Origin of the sequence: Anaerobacillus arseniciselenatis, from assembly GCF_001865995.1 — a bacterium.
GTDB lineage: Bacteria > Bacillota > Bacilli > Bacillales > Anaerobacillaceae > Anaerobacillus > Anaerobacillus arseniciselenatis.
The window spans coordinates 59,797-77,030 of record NZ_MLQQ01000002.1; the positions used below are offsets into that span (position 1 = coordinate 59,797).

At 35.7% G+C, this 17,234-nt stretch carries 20 protein-coding genes; 18 read left to right on the top strand and 2 right to left on the bottom strand.

Going from position 1 to position 17,234, the window contains the following annotated elements:
• Positions 1 to 439 precede the first annotated feature (439 nt).
• On the top strand, positions 440 to 1,816 hold the full coding sequence (locus BKP35_RS04975) for a YjiH family protein (RefSeq protein WP_071312306.1): 1,377 nt from the start codon (positions 440 to 442) through the stop codon (positions 1,814 to 1,816).
• Here the strand turns inward: BKP35_RS04975 and BKP35_RS04980 are convergent.
• Complete coding sequence (locus BKP35_RS04980; protein WP_071312307.1) at positions 1,806 to 2,066, bottom strand: staygreen family protein; 261 nt, start codon at positions 2,064 to 2,066, stop codon at positions 1,806 to 1,808. The genes BKP35_RS04975 and BKP35_RS04980 overlap by 11 nt on opposite strands.
• A gap of 41 nt (positions 2,067 to 2,107) precedes the next feature.
• The gene (locus BKP35_RS04985) at positions 2,108 to 3,124 is read right to left on the bottom strand and encodes a DUF3231 family protein (protein ID WP_071312308.1); all 1,017 of its coding nucleotides are present in this window, start codon (positions 3,122 to 3,124) and stop codon (positions 2,108 to 2,110) included.
• Positions 3,125 to 3,416: 292 nt separating this feature from the next.
• Between BKP35_RS04985 and BKP35_RS04990 the strand changes: the two genes are divergently transcribed.
• The 17 genes from BKP35_RS04990 to BKP35_RS05070 all read left to right on the top strand — a co-directional run bounded on the left by BKP35_RS04990 (position 3,417) and on the right by BKP35_RS05070 (position 17,174).
• Positions 3,417 to 3,866, top strand: a complete 450-nt coding sequence (locus BKP35_RS04990) for a hypothetical protein (protein WP_071312309.1) — start codon at positions 3,417 to 3,419, stop codon at positions 3,864 to 3,866.
• Between the two features lie 74 nt (positions 3,867 to 3,940).
• Complete coding sequence (locus tag BKP35_RS04995) at positions 3,941 to 4,525, top strand: hypothetical protein (protein WP_071312310.1); 585 nt, start codon at positions 3,941 to 3,943, stop codon at positions 4,523 to 4,525.
• Positions 4,526 to 4,650: 125 nt separating this feature from the next.
• A complete protein-coding gene (locus BKP35_RS05000; protein ID WP_071312311.1) occupies positions 4,651 to 5,349 on the top strand; it encodes a response regulator transcription factor in 699 nt (232 codons plus the stop codon).
• Positions 5,346 to 6,746, top strand: coding sequence for a sensor histidine kinase (locus BKP35_RS05005; protein ID WP_071312312.1), 1,401 nt, complete (start codon positions 5,346 to 5,348; stop codon positions 6,744 to 6,746). The genes BKP35_RS05000 and BKP35_RS05005 overlap by 4 nt, the downstream gene beginning before the upstream one ends.
• A gap of 250 nt (positions 6,747 to 6,996) precedes the next feature.
• A complete protein-coding gene (locus BKP35_RS05010) occupies positions 6,997 to 7,920 on the top strand; it encodes an ABC transporter ATP-binding protein (protein ID WP_071312313.1) in 924 nt (307 codons plus the stop codon).
• Positions 7,913 to 8,704, top strand: coding sequence for an ABC transporter permease (locus BKP35_RS05015; protein ID WP_071312314.1), 792 nt, complete (start codon positions 7,913 to 7,915; stop codon positions 8,702 to 8,704). The genes BKP35_RS05010 and BKP35_RS05015 overlap by 8 nt, the downstream gene beginning before the upstream one ends.
• Before the next feature lie 75 nt (positions 8,705 to 8,779).
• Positions 8,780 to 8,986: a PLD nuclease N-terminal domain-containing protein gene (locus BKP35_RS05020; RefSeq protein ID WP_071312315.1), complete on the top strand. Its 207-nt coding sequence runs from the start codon at positions 8,780 to 8,782 to the stop codon at positions 8,984 to 8,986.
• Positions 8,986 to 9,894: an ABC transporter ATP-binding protein gene (locus tag BKP35_RS05025; protein ID WP_071312316.1), complete on the top strand. Its 909-nt coding sequence runs from the start codon at positions 8,986 to 8,988 to the stop codon at positions 9,892 to 9,894. Before BKP35_RS05020 ends, BKP35_RS05025 begins: the two co-directional genes overlap by 1 nt.
• The gene (locus BKP35_RS05030) at positions 9,891 to 10,667 is read left to right on the top strand and encodes an ABC transporter permease (protein ID WP_071312317.1); all 777 of its coding nucleotides are present in this window, start codon (positions 9,891 to 9,893) and stop codon (positions 10,665 to 10,667) included. Before BKP35_RS05025 ends, BKP35_RS05030 begins: the two co-directional genes overlap by 4 nt.
• A gap of 443 nt (positions 10,668 to 11,110) precedes the next feature.
• Positions 11,111 to 12,277 (top strand): cysteine desulfurase family protein, encoded by a 1,167-nt coding sequence (locus BKP35_RS05035; RefSeq protein WP_071312318.1) that lies wholly within the window; start codon positions 11,111 to 11,113, stop codon positions 12,275 to 12,277.
• Positions 12,278 to 12,314: 37 nt separating this feature from the next.
• On the top strand, positions 12,315 to 13,394 hold the full coding sequence (locus tag BKP35_RS05040) for a DUF4870 domain-containing protein (protein WP_071312319.1): 1,080 nt from the start codon (positions 12,315 to 12,317) through the stop codon (positions 13,392 to 13,394).
• A gap of 332 nt (positions 13,395 to 13,726) precedes the next feature.
• On the top strand, positions 13,727 to 14,098 hold the full coding sequence (locus BKP35_RS05045; protein WP_169819139.1) for a DUF1516 family protein: 372 nt from the start codon (positions 13,727 to 13,729) through the stop codon (positions 14,096 to 14,098).
• A 244-nt stretch (positions 14,099 to 14,342) separates the two neighbouring features.
• Entirely contained in the window at positions 14,343 to 14,648 is a 306-nt protein-coding gene (locus BKP35_RS05050; RefSeq protein ID WP_071312321.1) for a DUF3784 domain-containing protein, read from the top strand.
• Between the two features lie 48 nt (positions 14,649 to 14,696).
• Positions 14,697 to 15,236 (top strand): GNAT family N-acetyltransferase, encoded by a 540-nt coding sequence (locus BKP35_RS05055; RefSeq protein ID WP_071312322.1) that lies wholly within the window; start codon positions 14,697 to 14,699, stop codon positions 15,234 to 15,236.
• A gap of 131 nt (positions 15,237 to 15,367) precedes the next feature.
• A complete protein-coding gene (locus BKP35_RS05060; RefSeq protein ID WP_071312323.1) occupies positions 15,368 to 15,610 on the top strand; it encodes a hypothetical protein in 243 nt (80 codons plus the stop codon).
• Between the two features lie 173 nt (positions 15,611 to 15,783).
• On the top strand, positions 15,784 to 16,221 hold the full coding sequence (locus tag BKP35_RS05065) for a hypothetical protein (protein WP_071312324.1): 438 nt from the start codon (positions 15,784 to 15,786) through the stop codon (positions 16,219 to 16,221).
• Between the two features lie 161 nt (positions 16,222 to 16,382).
• Entirely contained in the window at positions 16,383 to 17,174 is a 792-nt protein-coding gene (locus BKP35_RS05070) for a CPBP family glutamic-type intramembrane protease (protein WP_071312325.1), read from the top strand.
• The last annotated feature ends 60 nt before the right edge of the window (positions 17,175 to 17,234 follow it).

Below are 17,234 nucleotides of genomic sequence, written 5' to 3' on the forward strand. Positions count from 1 at the left end.
ATCCTCACATCCTTCTTTATTTAATTTACTGAAAATTCAATCATAATTATTGTAGCGAAACCAGATGTTAAAGTGAAGAGATTTCCAAACTTTCCCACATGACAAGGGTGCAGTTCTCCAGATCGCTTCATTTTGTAAATGAAGAAGCAAATGGAACTTCCCGATCGCTTCCAAAAAATAATTGTTGTATAAATATGCGGCGGCGTGATATTATATAAAACGTTGTAAAAAAAACAGATTTTTCTTATGAGGAGCACCTACTAGTCTTTAATGATGATTCTATTGAGTGAATTCCATAATACTTATAAACTAGCCACTCCCTCAACTTCTAGTTGAGACAATTAGGTGTGCATTCAAGTGGTGCAATATAAGCATTTTGATATTCATTCTATTATTCTTAAAAATAATAGTTACGAAAAATAGAAGGGGTTGATCTTTCATGAAAGGGTTAGCTAAACAACTAGAGCAAAATAGACAAGCATTTACTATGCAAGATTATATGAAATTTATTCTCCCATCTTTGGTAGGGTTACTATTGTTCTTAGTGCCGATTTCATCAGGGGGCAGTGTGACGATCCCGATCGCCTTTTTCGCCAAAGAATTGAAAGCTTTAATAGAGAGTGCGATTCCTGTGATCACGGTCATACTAATCGCTTTTTCGGTGGTTGGTTCGTTCATGGCGATCGTTTTTAAACCGGATGCAATTTTAAAAAATGAATTTTTAAATCAATTATTGAATGTTTCTGTTTTTTGGTTTATTACGCGAATTCTAGGAATGGCTTTTGCGATTATTACCGTTTTTTCTTGGGGACCAGATTGGATCTCATCTGATTATACGGGTGGATTATTAATGTATGATTTAATCCCGATCTTACTAACGACGTTTTTATTTGCTGGAATTTTCTTGCCGCTACTTTTAAACTTTGGTTTACTAGAGTTTATTGGCGCTTTATTAATGAAAGTGATGCGTCCGATTTTTACATTACCGGGGCGTTCTTCGTTAGGGTGCCTAGCTTCGTGGGTAGGGGACGGAACGATTGGAGTTTTACTGACGACGAAACAGTATGAGGAAGGTTATTATACGAAACGTGAAGCAGCGGTTGTCGCAACAACGTTTTCAGTAGTGTCGATTACGTTTTCAATTGTGATTCTTCAATATTTAGATTTAGGGCAATACTTTGTTCAATACTATCTTACGATTATTTTGGCGGGGTTTGTCGCTGCGATTATCATGCCGCGTATTCCACCTTTATCAAAAAAAGCAGACACAGGTTACGAGAATGCTAAGTTAAAAGCGGAAGATTCGGTGCCAACGGATATATCGATGGTGAAGTGGGGCCTTGATCAAGCTGTGACAAAAGCACAGAGCAATAAAAGTGCTACTACGGTTGTGAAACAAGGTTTTAAAAACGTTCTTGATATGTGGGTTGGCGTACTGCCGATCGTTATGGCGATTGGAACGGTAGCATTAGTCGTTGCTGAGCATACTTCAGTCTTCGCGATTCTCGGAAAGCCATTTGAACCGATTTTAATGCTCCTACAAGTTCCTGAAGCAGAAGCAGCCGCGCAAACGATGGTTGTCGGTTTTGCGGATATGTTTCTTCCTGCTGTCATTGGAAGTGGAATTGAAAGTGAAATGACGCGCTTTGTCATTGCCGCTGTTTCGGTCACTCAGCTCATCTATATGTCTGAAATTGGTGGTTTCCTTTTAGGGTCGAAGCTGCCAGTAACTATTAAAGATTTAATTTTCATCTTTTTATTACGTACATTGATCACATTACCGATTGTGGTTGGTGTCGCTCATTTTATTTTTTAGGGAACGAGGCATCCGTCAGATTGTTGATGGATGCCTTTTTGATACCGGTAAAGGCGTCAAGCAATTGTGGATATTCGGCGAAAAAAGGTAAATCTCCATTAACGATTCCTTTTAAAGCCAACGTCATTTCTTGTTGAAAGATGTTAAAGCGGAATCCTGCTTCTTCTTCGCTAAATTTTCCAGCATCAATATAGACCCATCCTACTAAACGGAAGCGACATTGCGTAACTTTTTGCCATTCTGCTAGCACTTAGAGAAACAAAGGAAGCGCCAGAACCGTCCCGGTGCTTCTTATAATGGACGTTTTGCTAACCCTTTATGGTTTGGAATTTGTGGAGGCTGCTCTAACCATGCGTTTTTAATCATGATATCAAGCCCATCTTTTGCAAATTGAGCCACCTCTGTTGTTAGACGAACATAAGAAGCTTGGATATCCGTTCTTAGGCTGGCAGCTGTGGCAGTTGCATAATTTGAAATACTTGAAGCAATGATTAAAGATGAATGAAACATAATTAATTTGTCTGAAAATGGTGATACAGTCGAATCTGTTACTTCCAAATCCCATGGCATAGGTGAAGTAATGTCATCATCCGTTAACAGAGTAGTAAAGACTTGCACATGTTTGTTTGCTATTTCCTTCCCTTTTAGACAATAGTTTCGAACTTTTTTAGATTTAGCTACCTGGGCAAAACCTGTCATCAATGCTCTACCGACAGAGTTTGTTTCAACATTTGCCTCGATATGAGTGATTTCTACTACATTTAATGGTCTATTATTGTTTAAATTTAGCACGCCCTCTAAATAACTCTTTTTATCAACAGTGTCAACATGATCGGAAGTTGTAACATAAGGTGATCTTACAAATAATCCTTTAGATAATAACACTTCGGCTGTTTTATTATATAATTCTGTAGAGGTCTGTATCGCTTGACTTAGGAATTTTCGAACATCAGTGTGTGCGGAAGTTGCTAAAGCTACACCATAAACAGAAAGTCCAACTTTAGACATGTTCTTAATGTAATATAAATAAGACGAATCTGAAAACAAACGTGGAGCATCTGGACGTACATCCTCATCAGTAAATCCAATTGGCAACGGTTGGTTATCGTTTTGTAGTATATCTTTACTCAAATTAAAATTTTGAACGGATATATCGAGTGCAAATTGTAATACTGACTTTATTTCAGGATCATCAACATTGCCTAAAAAATATTTCAAAATGCAAATTGAAAAGCTGTTGTTTTGATAGCTACTCCAAACCACTGCAATCTCAGAAGATGTTAGCCTTAAATTTTTTTTATCTAACATTAAGTATTCCTCCATATGTATTGTTATTTAATAATATCCACTCATTTAAGACATTTATTCTTTTTAATTAAAAGGTGGCAATTTTGCTCGTCTTCTAGTGGGCATATTCTGTCGTTTCGCTAAACAAAAGAAGCACCAGAACCGTCCCGGTGCGTTTGATTGAAAAAATTATTCTGCTACTTTTGAGCTTTTATTAAGTGACCCATTCCCCATTTTATGAAAGTTAATGGTAAAATTAATCCAATGATATTTCTCCATTTTTCATTAACTTAGGCAAGGGAAGGGGAACGCGATGAAATTCAAACTGATTTTTTTCATGGTGCCATTATTGGCATTATTATATGTAGCAGGTTGTACAAATTCGAGTACTGAAATCCTCAAACCTCCGAATTTAATAATTTCTGTCGATGGAAATACGATTCATCCAGCGGTTGGTACTTATAGCTGGTCACGTGAAAACAGTGATGGAACGTCAACGGCGATTCATGCAGATTCGGATGCACCGCCTGGTTTGGTAAAAGATCAAGAACCTTTTATTGTCACACCAAGTAGTGAAATGACATTTGATTTTGAAACCCCTCCAACTAAATATGAGATAAGAACGTGGGACGAAGACTATAACGTTACAGGGACATTTGACAAACTAGACTTATCTGAACATGAAGGGACGAACATCTTTGAAGTTCTTGCCCATTGGGAACAAGGAACAGCGAGTTATGCCTTCTTGCTCCGTGTAAAATAATAATTTCGCTCGCTAATATGCAAAGGGAGATGCCCTAACCAACAAACCAACTACCCTACAAATAAGGAGGACCTATGAAACATTCATTGCTTTTTGTATTCATTGGAATTATTAGTTTTAGTTTAGTTGTTTGCAATTCATCAGATCAAATAAAGCCACTAAAGGAAGAAACGGCCGATTTTGATTTGACTGTGGCAACGGAAATAGTTAAAAGCAAAGAAAAGCTCATCGTTGACTTATCGTTGAAGGAAAAAATAACGCAAACCGAGTTTCAGCAATTACAAAATACTCTTGAAGAACAGTTCGGACAACACGCGAGAACCATTTTATCGATTTTTATTCCATATGACGTAGACAATGAGATGCCATCGGAAATATTATTGACAGAGGAAACCTTTTACCCGACGGTGTTTCACAAAGAGGTAGAAGTAACAAAAGCCGTTATTCATAAAAGTTATTACGAGAATGAAATTTTCAATGAAACTTCTTTAAGGATCACCCAAGACTATGTCGGTAAGGATGAAAATTTACTAGATTGGCAGAGAGAATATATTTATACGAAAAATACGGACGATGAGTGGGAGCTTTACAGTTTTTCAGGGGTATTAAACTTTGCTGGCGAACCTTATAACGCTGAGTACTTACCGTTGGAGTGCTAGCAATTAATGATGGGAGGGGATCCATCCTGGAAACTTCACAAATTAAAAAAATGAGAACGAGGCAAATTGTTGTTACAAATGTGTCCTTATTTTAACGAGTCTAGAAAAAAGGGGGTTATTTATAAATGGATGAAACAATTTTAATAGTAGAAGATGAAAAGGAACTTGGTGAGTTAGTAAGAGATTATTTGAAGGTTGAAGGTTATAACGTAATTCTCGCCTTTGATGGTGCAGAGGCGTTAAACGTATTTCAACGGGAAGCCCCGCTCCTTATCGTTTTAGATATAATGCTACCCAAAATTGATGGAATTGAAGTTTGTCGGACGATTCGTAGTAAATCCAATGTACCAATTTTATTAGTGAGTGCGAAAAAAAGCGAAACTGATAAGATTATTGGACTCGGAATTGGTGCGGATGACTATATTACGAAGCCATTTAGTCCAGGTGAGTTAGTTGCGCGAATTAAAGCACATTTAAGAAGGTACAATCATTACTCAAGTCCAAAGGAAATAAAGAAAACGTTGGCATTTGGTGAATTAGAAATTGATGAAAAAGGTTTTATGATTAAAATAGCTGGTATACCCGTTGATTTCTCAGCAAAAGAATTTCAATTGCTACATTTTTTAGCCACGAATAAAGGACAAGTTTTTTCTAAAGAGCAATTATTTGATAAGGTTTGGGGTTATGATTCATACGGTGATATGAACGCTGTCACGGTATATGTTCGTAAAATAAGAGAAAAAATTGAAGGGAATCCTTCCAAACCGAAGTACATTAAAACAGTGTGGGGAGTTGGTTATAAATTTGACGGAGGAACATCATGAATATTGGCTTAAAAATGAGGCTTGTTATCGCATTTGTGACAATTATTGTACTGCCAATACTAACTACCTTGGGATTATTAACATATATGTCGTCACACGCTAAAATAAATAATCAAGATCTCGATACATTACTTCAGGAACTTTTTATTGAAGTTCAGTCAGAGGTTAAAGAGCATTCTCGATACTTTGATGAACCAGATCTGTTTTATTCTAAAATAGAGCCGTTAATCACGAAGTTTGATATTAATATAACAATAAAAACCGTAGATCAAAAGATGATATTTAACTCGAAAGATTATCAAGAGCGTGATGACAGTAGGAAGTCCAGATTTAATATGGATGAAATTGAAATCTATGCCACCAAACTCGAAGTTGATCCGGGGCATTTTGTTAATGTTGAAATCTCTGCTAATTCATCTAGTGAAACACCATTTCAAGGTCTTCAACAGATTTTGATGAGTATTTTCATCAGCATTGGAAGCGGGATTGTTGTATTAATTTTATTAATTATTATTTGGACATGGTATATTGCTAAAACCGTCTTAAACCCATTGCGACAAGTGTTTACTGCAACAGAGGAAATGAGCCATGGAAATTTAAACTATGAGATTAGCTACAATAAAAAAGATGAAATAGGACGCTTTATCAATGGTTTTAACTTAATGAGAACGAATTTAAAGGAAGCAAATAACCGTCAAAAGAAGCTTGAAAAAAACCGTAAAGAGCTTATTGCAAGTATTTCTCACGACTTACGAACACCGCTGGCATCAATTAAAGGCTATGTTGAAGGCCTTCAAGATGGCATTGCCCATGACGTCGAGATGAGAAATCGATACTTAGATGTTATTAAAAAGAAAACCGATCAACTTGATCATCTCATTGAAGATTTATTTGATTTTTCCAAACTTGAGTTAAATGAGCTACCGATGGAAAAAGTCGTAGTCGATAGCGAACAGTATTTTTCAGATGTTTATAATCATATGAAACTCGATATTGAGCAACGAGATGTTGAATTTTCCATTAACGAAGATTATCCATCTCGCCCTATAAATATTGATAAATATCGAGTTCAGCAAGTTATCACAAATTTAGTAGACAATGCGATTCGCTACGGAGGTACGAAGGTCACTCTTGCAGTTGAGGAACTGGAGGAGACGCAACAAATACTAATTTCTATAAGCGATAATGGAAGCGGGATTGGCAAAGAAGATTTACCTCATATTTTTAATCGTTTTTATCGAGCTGAAAAGTCGCGATCCTCTGAGCATGGCGGTACCGGCTTAGGGCTAGCAATTTCCAATGAAATTATTAAAGCTCATCACGGTGAACTTTCTGTTAAAAGTGAGCGAGGTAAGGGAAGTACGATTTCATTTACCATTCCTTGTTTTATAAAATAATAAACAATAATTAAATAGGAATAATAAATGGGACTGTCAATAATAAAGTGTCAGTCACCGTTAAGCACTATGTACAGACACGTAGCACATAAGGCTACTTAGTGGTTATCAGCGGTGATTTGACATTTATAGGACAGCCCTTTTTTTAATACTTTTTTAATATTTTTATAACATCGGTTTAAGTATTTATAAGCAAAATGAATTGAGAAGAATACGAATTTTGCAATGAGTAACAGGGGAGGAAATGACAATGAGTAAAAGTTCAACAATACTTCAAGTTCATGATATATGCCGTTATTTCGATGAGAAAGAAGTGATTCATAATGTATCGTTTCAGGTTGAGGAGGGAGATATATTTGGCTTTTTAGGACCGAATGGAGCAGGAAAGACAACGATTATTCGAATGATATTAGGTTTAATAAAAAGCGATTCTGGTACGATTAAAATTAATAATTATGATATAAAATCACAATTTTTAAATGCGATTAATAAAGTAGGTGCTGTCGTTGAAACACCTACCTTTCACGAAAATTTAAGTGGCTATCAAAACTTACTATTAATTAAAAATTTACATCCGGAGTTGCCAAAAAGTCGAATTGACGAAGTGTTAGAGATTGTTGGTTTAACGAGTAGAGCAAAAGATAAGGTCCACAAGTATTCGCTTGGAATGAAGCAACGTTTAGGTTTAGCAAGAGCTTTGATTAACTATCCGAAAATTGTATTCCTTGATGAACCAACGAATGGGATTGATCCTCAAGGTGTAGTACAATTACGGGAGTTAATCGTCCAACTAGCGATTGAGGAAAAGATTACATTTTTTATCACATCTCATATCCTTCATGAAATTGAACAAATTTGTAATAAAGTAGCGGTTATTAAAGGTGGACACTTAGTTGCCCATGGTTATGTTAAAGACTTATTGTCAAAAGAAGTAGAAACGGTCGATATTGTTACTGAATATAAAAAAGACGCATTGAAACTTATGAAGCCGTTGGATTTTATCGAAGACATGGTAGAAATTGAGACCGGAGTGAGAGTGTCATTAAAGACAGGGCATTCAGGAGAATTAAATAAACTTTTAAATAATCATCTTCAAGTCGATTATTTGATCCCAGTTCATCAGTCGTTAGAAAATGTCTTTTTTGAGCTTACGGGAGGTGGAAAAAATGAGTAATTTAATAAAAAACGAATTGTTGAAGCAACTGTTAGGTGGGAAAAAGATTTATATTTTTATGGCAGCGATTGTGTTTTTTAATCTTTTGGGGGTTTTTGAACTTAATTTTGTAGATATAGAATATACCATCAATGCCCAGAACTATTCGTTATATATGCTAGCAACTGTCGTTCTATATGTCCTTCCATTTTATGTGATATTGGTAATGACGGATATGATCACGACAGAGTATGTTCAGGGAACACTGAAAGACACACTGTTGCACCCTGTTAAAAGAAGTTCAATTCTGGCTTCCAAGTTAATTGCTTTGTTTATATTAATCGTCGGATTTATTACGTTTTCGCTTGTGACAAACTACATTTTTGGAGTTGGCTTTTGGGGATGGGGAGAACAATTTGTCTACGAAGATCCTAATTATGCAACAGGTATTGTATATAGTTCAACAGAGGGGATATTACGTACCATCGGTGGATATTATATTTCCGTTTTACCTTTAACTGTATTTGGTCTTATCGTGATGTATTTAGGCTTTTTATTTAAAAGCAGTGGGGTAACGGTTGGAGCGTCATTTGGATTATTTATCATTTTGAACGCTATTGGAGGTATGTTTGAAGCAGTAAGACCGTATTTATTTGTTTCCTATTTTCGAGAACTTGCTTCAGTCGTCTTTTTTGAAGCAACGACCTATTCTATATACGTTTCCTTCATTGTTCTCGGTATTTATGGGGTTGTTGGTTTTGCTTTTAGTTTAAAAATATTTAACAACAAGGATATTTTTTATTAGTAAAATTAATGATATTTATAAGGATTCGGCACCGACAAGTTTAATTTAATTTTAAAAAAAGAGAGGGGTATTCATATGAACGGTATAGCCTTAGATTCAACAACAGTAATGCTATTAATGCCAATAGCTATCATACAAATAATTTTAGCCATAGTCGCCTTAATTGACTTGGTAAGGACAGAAGAAACATATGGACCTAAGTGGATGTGGTTGTTGATCATTTTATTTATAAGTTTATTCGGACCAATTTTGTATTTTACAATCGGAAGGAGAAGTTACTAATGACGATATTGGCAGTTGAGCAGTTAAGTAAATCGTATAATGAGAACCTTGCTGTGAAGGATGCAACATTTCAATTTGAGCAAGGCCGGTGTGTCGCATTACTTGGCCCAAATGGTGCAGGGAAAACAACGATTTTAAAAATGCTAGCAGGTTTATTAAAACCGACTACTGGAAAAATCAAATTTCAACATGAAAAAGAAAATGCGGACTTGCGAAAGTATATCGGCTATTTGCCACAATACCCTGTTTTTCATGATTGGATGACGGGGGCTGAATTTTTACAATATATCGGTAAGCTTACCCACTTGTCTGATTCTAAGGCAAAGCAAAGAACCATCGAATTATTGGACCTAGTGGGAATTTCTGATGCGAAAAATCGGCGGATTGGCAAGTATTCAGGTGGAATGAAACAAAGGCTCGGAATTGCTCAAGCGATTATTCATCACCCAAAGTTACTGTTGCTTGATGAACCAGTATCAGCTCTTGACCCTTTTGGTCGTCGTGAGGTGTTGGAAATGATTAAAAAGCTGAAAGAAGACACGACGATTTTATTTTCAACGCATGTGTTAAATGATGCTGAAGAAGTAAGTGAGGATGTGATTATTATAAATCACGGTGAAATCAAAGTTTCCAACAGCATTGAGCAACTACGAAAGCAACATCAGCAAGCGATGATTTACGTTGAAACGAATGTGCAAGAAAAAAAACAGCTACAAGAATGGGTGAATTGGGATGTAGTCACAGATATAGTTTTTGAAAACCATTCAGCCCAAATTATCGTTTCTGATATAGAATTAGCAAAGCAAAAAATTCTAAGAGAAATCGTCGAAAAGAACATCTCGATTCAAAAATTTGAGGTAGGTAGAACAACGCTAGAAGATTTATTTGTAAAGGTGGTGCGAGGATGAAGCAGTGGATTACATTATTTAAAAAAGAACAGTTAGAAATGTTGCGCAATTTCAAATGGGTCTGGTTACCGTTAGTGTTCATCATATTAGGAATGACTGATCCTCTTTCATCTTACTACATGCCGAGAATCATCGATGCTGTTGGTGGTATGCCAGAAGGGACGGTAATCGAAATGCCAACCCCACAAGCGGCCGAAGTACTGTTAGCAACAGTGAGCCAATTAAATCTTCTCGGAGTATTAATCATCGTGCTCGCCTCAATGGGGGTTATTGCCGCGGAGCGAAAAAGCGGTTTAGCCGCAATGGTATTAGTGAAACCAATTCCTATAATTAATTATGTCACAGCTAAATGGTTGAACGTTTCACTCATTGGATGTGTAAGTCTTTTCGTTGGATACATTACAGGCTGGTATTATACTTCAGTTTTGTTTGGGACAGTTTCCTTTGAGTTATTTTTACAAAGCTACGTGATTTTTGCGATCTGGTATACCTTTGTATTAACATTAACCATTTTCTTTAGTGCTATCTTTAAAGTTGCTGGGGTAGCTGGATTTATAACACTTACGATCGTCATAAGCTTATCAATTTTAACGAATATTATGGGAGACTATATGATTTGGAGTCCAGCACAACTAGGCGATAGTGTTGCTAGTTTAATCATGGTTGGCCAGCTAGGAGATGGATTTTGGCTCTCCCTAAGTGTGACGGTTCTATTAGTTGTTGCGATGTTATTCGGCGCGACAAAGATACTCGAAAACAAAGAGTTGGAATAGCAGATGGTAATTTGGTCGGAACGATGTCATCTTACAGCCATATCCAAGATCAATTTATATTTCTCTTACAGTTTATCAAATATTCAAAATTTAAATGAGACGCCTAAAAGCACGTATGAATCTAAACAAATTGATGATTTCAAGGTATGGGTCATTGTCGTAATGGTTTTTTCTGGAATCACTTTGGCATATAATGCGAAATCAAATAAAGAAGTGATGAGGTATTAAAGAGGGCAGAGTTGGTAGGAGCGACCATTCAAAAACATCCGCAAAAAATGATAGGCTTTACTTCAAAGAGAAGTAGAGCTTTTTTAGTTTTTTACCAAATAAAAGATAAATAATGTTAAGATTTCGTTATTAGGCATTTTTAGAGGTTTGATTTTTTGGATCATCATGGAAGAGAATTCAAAACTCAATCGAAACTTAGAAAGAAGGAACGGTCAATGCGAGAAATATATTTGGATAATAGTGCAACGACGAAACCATATCCGGAAGTAACGAATACAGTTGTAAAAATGCTCACGGAAACTTATGGGAATCCTTCGTCATTACACCGTCTAGGTAAGGAAAGTAAGTTTGAAATTGAAAAAGCCCGACAAGTTATTGCTGATTCTCTTGATGTAAACTCGAATGAAATTTATTTTACTTCAGGTGGTACCGAGGCTAACAACCTTGCGATCAAAGGGGCGTGTCTGGCTAACTCTAAAAAGGGGAATCGGATTGTGACATCGGTAGCTGAACACCCAGCAGTCACGAAAACAATACGGGATTTAAAAAAGCAAGGTTGGGATGTCACTTATATTTCAGCACCTAACGGCGTACTTGACATCGAAGAGTTAGAAAGTGCTATCGATGATCGAACTGTGCTTGTCAGTATAATGTTAGTGAATAATGAAACTGGTTGTATTTTTCCACTCCATAAAATAAAAGAAATTATTAAACAAAAACAATCACCTGCACTTCTGCATTGTGATGCGGTACAAGGCTATGGAAAGCTCGAATTCACCGCAGATAGTCTTGGTGCTGACCTTATTAGCGTTAGTGCTCATAAGATACATGGTCCGAAAGGGGTAGGTGCCCTTTTTGTAAAAAACGTTATAAAAATGTTTTCTCTTCATCTTGGTGGTGGTCAGGAACGCGGATTGAGATCAGGAACAGAAAATACCGCATTTATTGCGGGGTTCGGGAAGGCTGTCGAGATCACTTTTTCCAACATGTATAAGGAGATCCCTCATATGATAGAGCTGCGTGATTATTGTATTGAGGCAATCGGGGAATGTATTCCTCAAGCGGTTGTTCATTCCAACAACCGAGGTGCGCCTCATATAGTCAATGTTTCACTGCCTGGTGTTGAAAATAAACATGTAGTTGAGTTCCTTGATACGAAAGGAATCTATATTTCTAGTGCGGCTGCTTGCAAATCAAACTATTCTCGCGGACCTTCAGCACTCGAATCACTTGTATTGAGTCGCGAGCTCGCTGAAAGTGCTTTGCGGATAAGCTTTTCAAACTTGAATACGAAGAGCGATATTGATGATCTCATAGAAAACCTTGTTGAATACTGCAGACAGCATGGTTTTGAACGTTTTTTTGAAGAGGGGGAAATGTAAATGCAAATTGAATTTTATTTATTTTGGAGGGTTTTTAATGCTGCAATATTTGGTTCATAATGTCCATTGGCCATTACTGTTTATGATCATAGGGACTGCCGTCTATCAGTTTAGCGTTTACTATGTAAAGCTGAAAAAAGGAAATCAAATTGAAAATTTTGCGAAAACGTATAAAAAAGCATTCGCATACAACCCAAAGTGGCGTAGTGAGGCTTTGAAAATATTAGCAACTGTACTTTTAATATATATATTGTTTTCTATATTATCGGCTTTATCCGTAGGTTCATTTTATGTTTTCATCCTAACTTATGTCGTTTATTTTATGACTGCGCTTGGAATATATATGTTTTTCAGTAGTATTGGCTTACTCCTAGCAGCATTCCCACTTTATAAAGAAGGAGATAGTGCAGTTGAAGTTAATTTAAAGGTGAATATCATTTTCATGGCTTTTGGTGTTAGTTTTATTTTCCTTTTTTTCCTAATAAGAGAGCAACTACTAGCTTTTGTAAGTTTAGTTCTTCTTTTAGGAGGAATATTTGGTTATTTTAACATTAAACGATTAGTAAGCAAGAAGGAGCGCTTAAAAGAAAACGGTGATCAACAAGAAGACGATTTGATAGAAAGCGACGATAATAATCCTTTGTCCGAAAAAAAAGAAGAGCAACGAGGCAACCCGATAGAAGAAGTCGATCATAAGCCTTTATTCGAAAAAACTGTACATCCACTCCTTGATAGAATAGGCGGGGCAATCAGCCATGTACTTGCGTTGCTTCCTTTGCCAGTAGGGAACATCATTGTTACGTTAATTTATTGGCTGATTGTGAGAAAAAGATCAGATTTTTTGGATCATCATGGAAGACAATCTCTAAACTTTCAAATTAGCTTTACGCTCTACCCATTAATCCTTGTACTCATATGGTACGTCGTAGACAAAATAAATTCATTTTTATTTGCGGGTGCAGGAGCTGATATATTTGGGATCCTTATGGGACTCGTAGGATTTTCATTTCTAATCGTATTTCTCGTATTTTTTGCATTAACAGTTATTATCGCAACGATTTCTGCCCTATTAGGAAAGCGATTCAAATACCCACTAAGTATAAAATTTTTTAAATGATTGCTGGTAGTCGCAGCGGACATGAGATACGTTATTTAGTGAAAAAAAGGCTATTTTTTAGATGAACGGACATCTATTCCGTTAATGTTAGCAATGAGCTATGATTTAGGCTGATTTTAAGCAAATAGCGGAACGAATGGATGTCCACTAAAATCAAAAAAGATGCAAAATTGCTGAAATAACGGAATAAATGTCCGCTAATAGGTTAATACGTTAATAAGTAAAGTGCCTGGCACTTTACTTATTTTGAGCAGATCAAGCATTTTTTTTGTTTTTTTACTATTTATATAGTAGCATATGTAGGTAATGAAAAAATGAAGGAGGCTTTATTGATGCCTTATGAAGCTTTTTATCATCCACATGCCTACTCTTGGGTACTTCTAGTCACTCTTTTTGTCGTTAGTTTTATGCTGTATCGTAAACAAGCAGCAAAACCTGCAAAAATAACTCATATGATCTTAAGGCTATTTTATGTGATCATGCTTTCTACTGGTATTGCCCTGCTCGTCTTAAATGAGTTTCCAATCATTACTTTTGTCAAAGCAGTTTTTGCGATCTATTTTATTTACTTAATGGAGCAAATTTTAGGTAGAACGAAGGAGCATGGTACTGATTACGATGAGAATACATCAAGACAATGGTTTTTCCTCGTTTCAACATTAATTGTCATTGTATTGATTGGCTACGATGTAATCTCTTTTTAAATACTGTTAAAAGTTACGCATATAAAAATCGATAAGTGACAGGATATTATCCCTAAACTACCCGAACGAGAACCCCATCTCAATTGGGTGTTGATGAATGCTATCTTCTCCAATTAATAATATGCAAAACGACGCATTTTTCGTATTTAGCGAAGATGTGGCGTTTTTTTTGAATTTTACCAACTCCGAAACTATTTGCCCCTGTTTTCGTATATTATAATAATTATTTATGAGGAGGTTTACTATGAGTCATTTTTTTATTGCTGCAATGTTTTTTGTTTTAGGTTATCTTGTCAAATATAAACGGTGGAGTTGGCTAATTGCAGGTTATAACACCTCTTCCAAGGAAGAAAAAGCCAAATATGATAAAGAGGTCTTATGTCATGGAGTAGGGAATTTTGTGTTCTTACTCGGTGGTGTTGCTATTTTAGCAACAGTAGGAGAATTTCTGAACTTCGCTTGGATTGTTTCTTTTAGTTGGATCTTATTTACGGTGGTCATAATTGTATTTTTAATTTACGCTAATACCGGAAATCGTTATAAAAAATAATCAGTTTTTAAAGTAAGTAAGCCAAAAGACAATCCGGGAGGAAAATCGATGTTTATACATAAAATAGATGATGACATATCGTTAAAACTAATAGAATTAAGAGATGGCCAGAGAGTTTATGAGTTAACCAACCATTCAAGAGATTATTTAAAAGAATGGCTTCCTTGGCTCGATGCTACAACAAAACTCGAAGACACGAATGAATTTATCAAGTTTTGTTTAAAAGGTTTTGCTGAAAGTAACAGCTTAACTACAGTTATTTTGTTTAAAGGAGAAATTGTTGGAATTGCGGGCTACAATAGCATTAACTGGTCTAACAAAACAGCTTATATTGGTTATTGGCTCGGTGAAGAATACCAGGGGAATGGGATAGTAACTAAGGTTGTAAAGGCATTGACGGGTTATGCTTTTAACGACTTAAACTTAAATAAAGTGGAGATTAGAGCTGCGGTGGAGAATAAGAAAAGTAGGAGTATTCCTGAAAGACTGAATTTTACCAACGAAGGATGTATTAGACAAGCAGAATGGTTATATGATCATTACGTTGACCATGTTATTTATGGAGTGTTGGCAGAAGAATGGAGCTAGTGTATGTGGTTTTTAAGGAGAATATGTTAAAAAAAGCGATAAAAAAGCCAATTGTAATTATTACTATTAAATTAAAATTAACAAGATTTATGATATAATTAAAGTGAGTTTTTATTACAGGTGATTAATAAATGGATAATGAACAGCTGCTCAAAATCATCTTAGAACGATTTGATAATGTAGACCTTCAGTTTAAGGAAATTATATCTAGGCTTGAGCGAATAGAAAAAAGTCAACAAGAAGACGTTAAAGATACACTCCACTTAATTTCTAAAAAGGTTGACGGTATTATGTATGAAGTTGACTATTTAAGTGAGAAAACAGGTAAACACGATTCAAAAATTAATAGCCTTGAAAAGAGAATTCAGTCCTAACTTAAGGACTGAATTTTTTTAGCTGAAAAAAATTTCTATATATTTTGTGAAAAGCTGTACTTAAAGTAACGAGAACAATAGTTCAACAGACTGTTACTGCTAGCGAGAGGTTAATGGAAGAAAGTTGAAACTTTTGCTTTGCAGTTTCGTATGAAATACGAGGGGGAATACTTATGAAAAAACTCTTAATGTTAATGATCTTATTTGTAACACTGCTTTCTGCATGCTCAAATGACGGATTGGAAACAATTACATTTCATGGCGATTCAGAAAATTGGAGTAGTGAACTAGTCATTAAGCAGGTATCAGGTGATATTTACGAAGAAGTGTATGTTACTTTAGAATATTTAGGCGACGAAGAAGTGTCACTAGTCCAAACAAGGCTTGAAACTCCTTGGCTTGATTTCCTTGATGCATTAACCAGCGGAGATAGGTTACCTGAAAACAATGTAATAGGATATCCGCCTTATCAAAATCATAGATTTATACATGCTTATGAAGACGGTTATGACTTTGAAATGGATATTGTCTGGACGGTGAATAACCAAAGCAGAAAGGAAGTATTAGTTTTTACTACTGACGATGCACGCACGTCTGAAGTAGCGCCATAGAACATAAGATATTTTTAAACAATGTAAGTTTACTTTGAAGTGATGAGGAATTTGATGAATTACTGAAAGAAATAAAGTAAATGAAATTGCAACACTGACAGATGAATTTTTATCTAAAAATAGATTAAAAAGTGCGGAGAGCACTCGGGGAGAGAAATCAGATGAAAAAAATAGATGTTAAAATTTCATTAGTTTTAGCAGCTTTTTGTTTTGTAGCTGGAGTGTTAATACTGCCATATCAATTAGAGGTGTTTCAGACTACGTCACCAGCTCTATATGATGAAATTTTGGAGTCATTACCTAGGTCAATAAGTTTAGTATCGATTTTTGTTGGATTACAACTATTTATCGTAGCTTTCATTTTAAGCTTTATCGGTATTAAATTAGCTCGTAAAACGGGATTTTCAATTGCTATTTTAGAAGCGATTTTCAGTAAAGGGAAAGTTGTCATTGATAAGAAAGCGACATATTTAGCAATGATTGGTGGTATTTTCTTAGGTTTCATCATAGTAGGCTCTGATCGCTTTTATTTTCAAAATCAAATCCCGATACTCGCAGAAAACACACCTGAGTTTTCACTAATGGGGTTAATGGCTGGTGTTTTTTATGGCGGTGTTTTCGAGGAAATATTAATGCGATTATTTTTAATGTCCCTAGTCGTATGGTTATCTATGAAAATTTTAAGGAGAACAAAAGAGCAACTTTCTAGCAAGGTTTATTGGGGGGCGATCATATTGACATCTTTGGCATTTGGCGTTGGCCACTTACCAGCGACTGAAATGATGTATGGAGAGGTAACTAATATTCTACTTATTAGAGGATTATTACTAAATGGAATTGGTGGATTAATATTCGGTTACCTTTATTGGAGGAAGGGCTTAGAATATGCGATCATATCACATATGTTTGCTCATATTTCAATGCAATTAATGTTTATCCCGTTGTTGTATTAATATATATAAGCGAACTAATAAATGGTGAGAAATTAGGAGGGACAAGGTACTGTCCCTCCG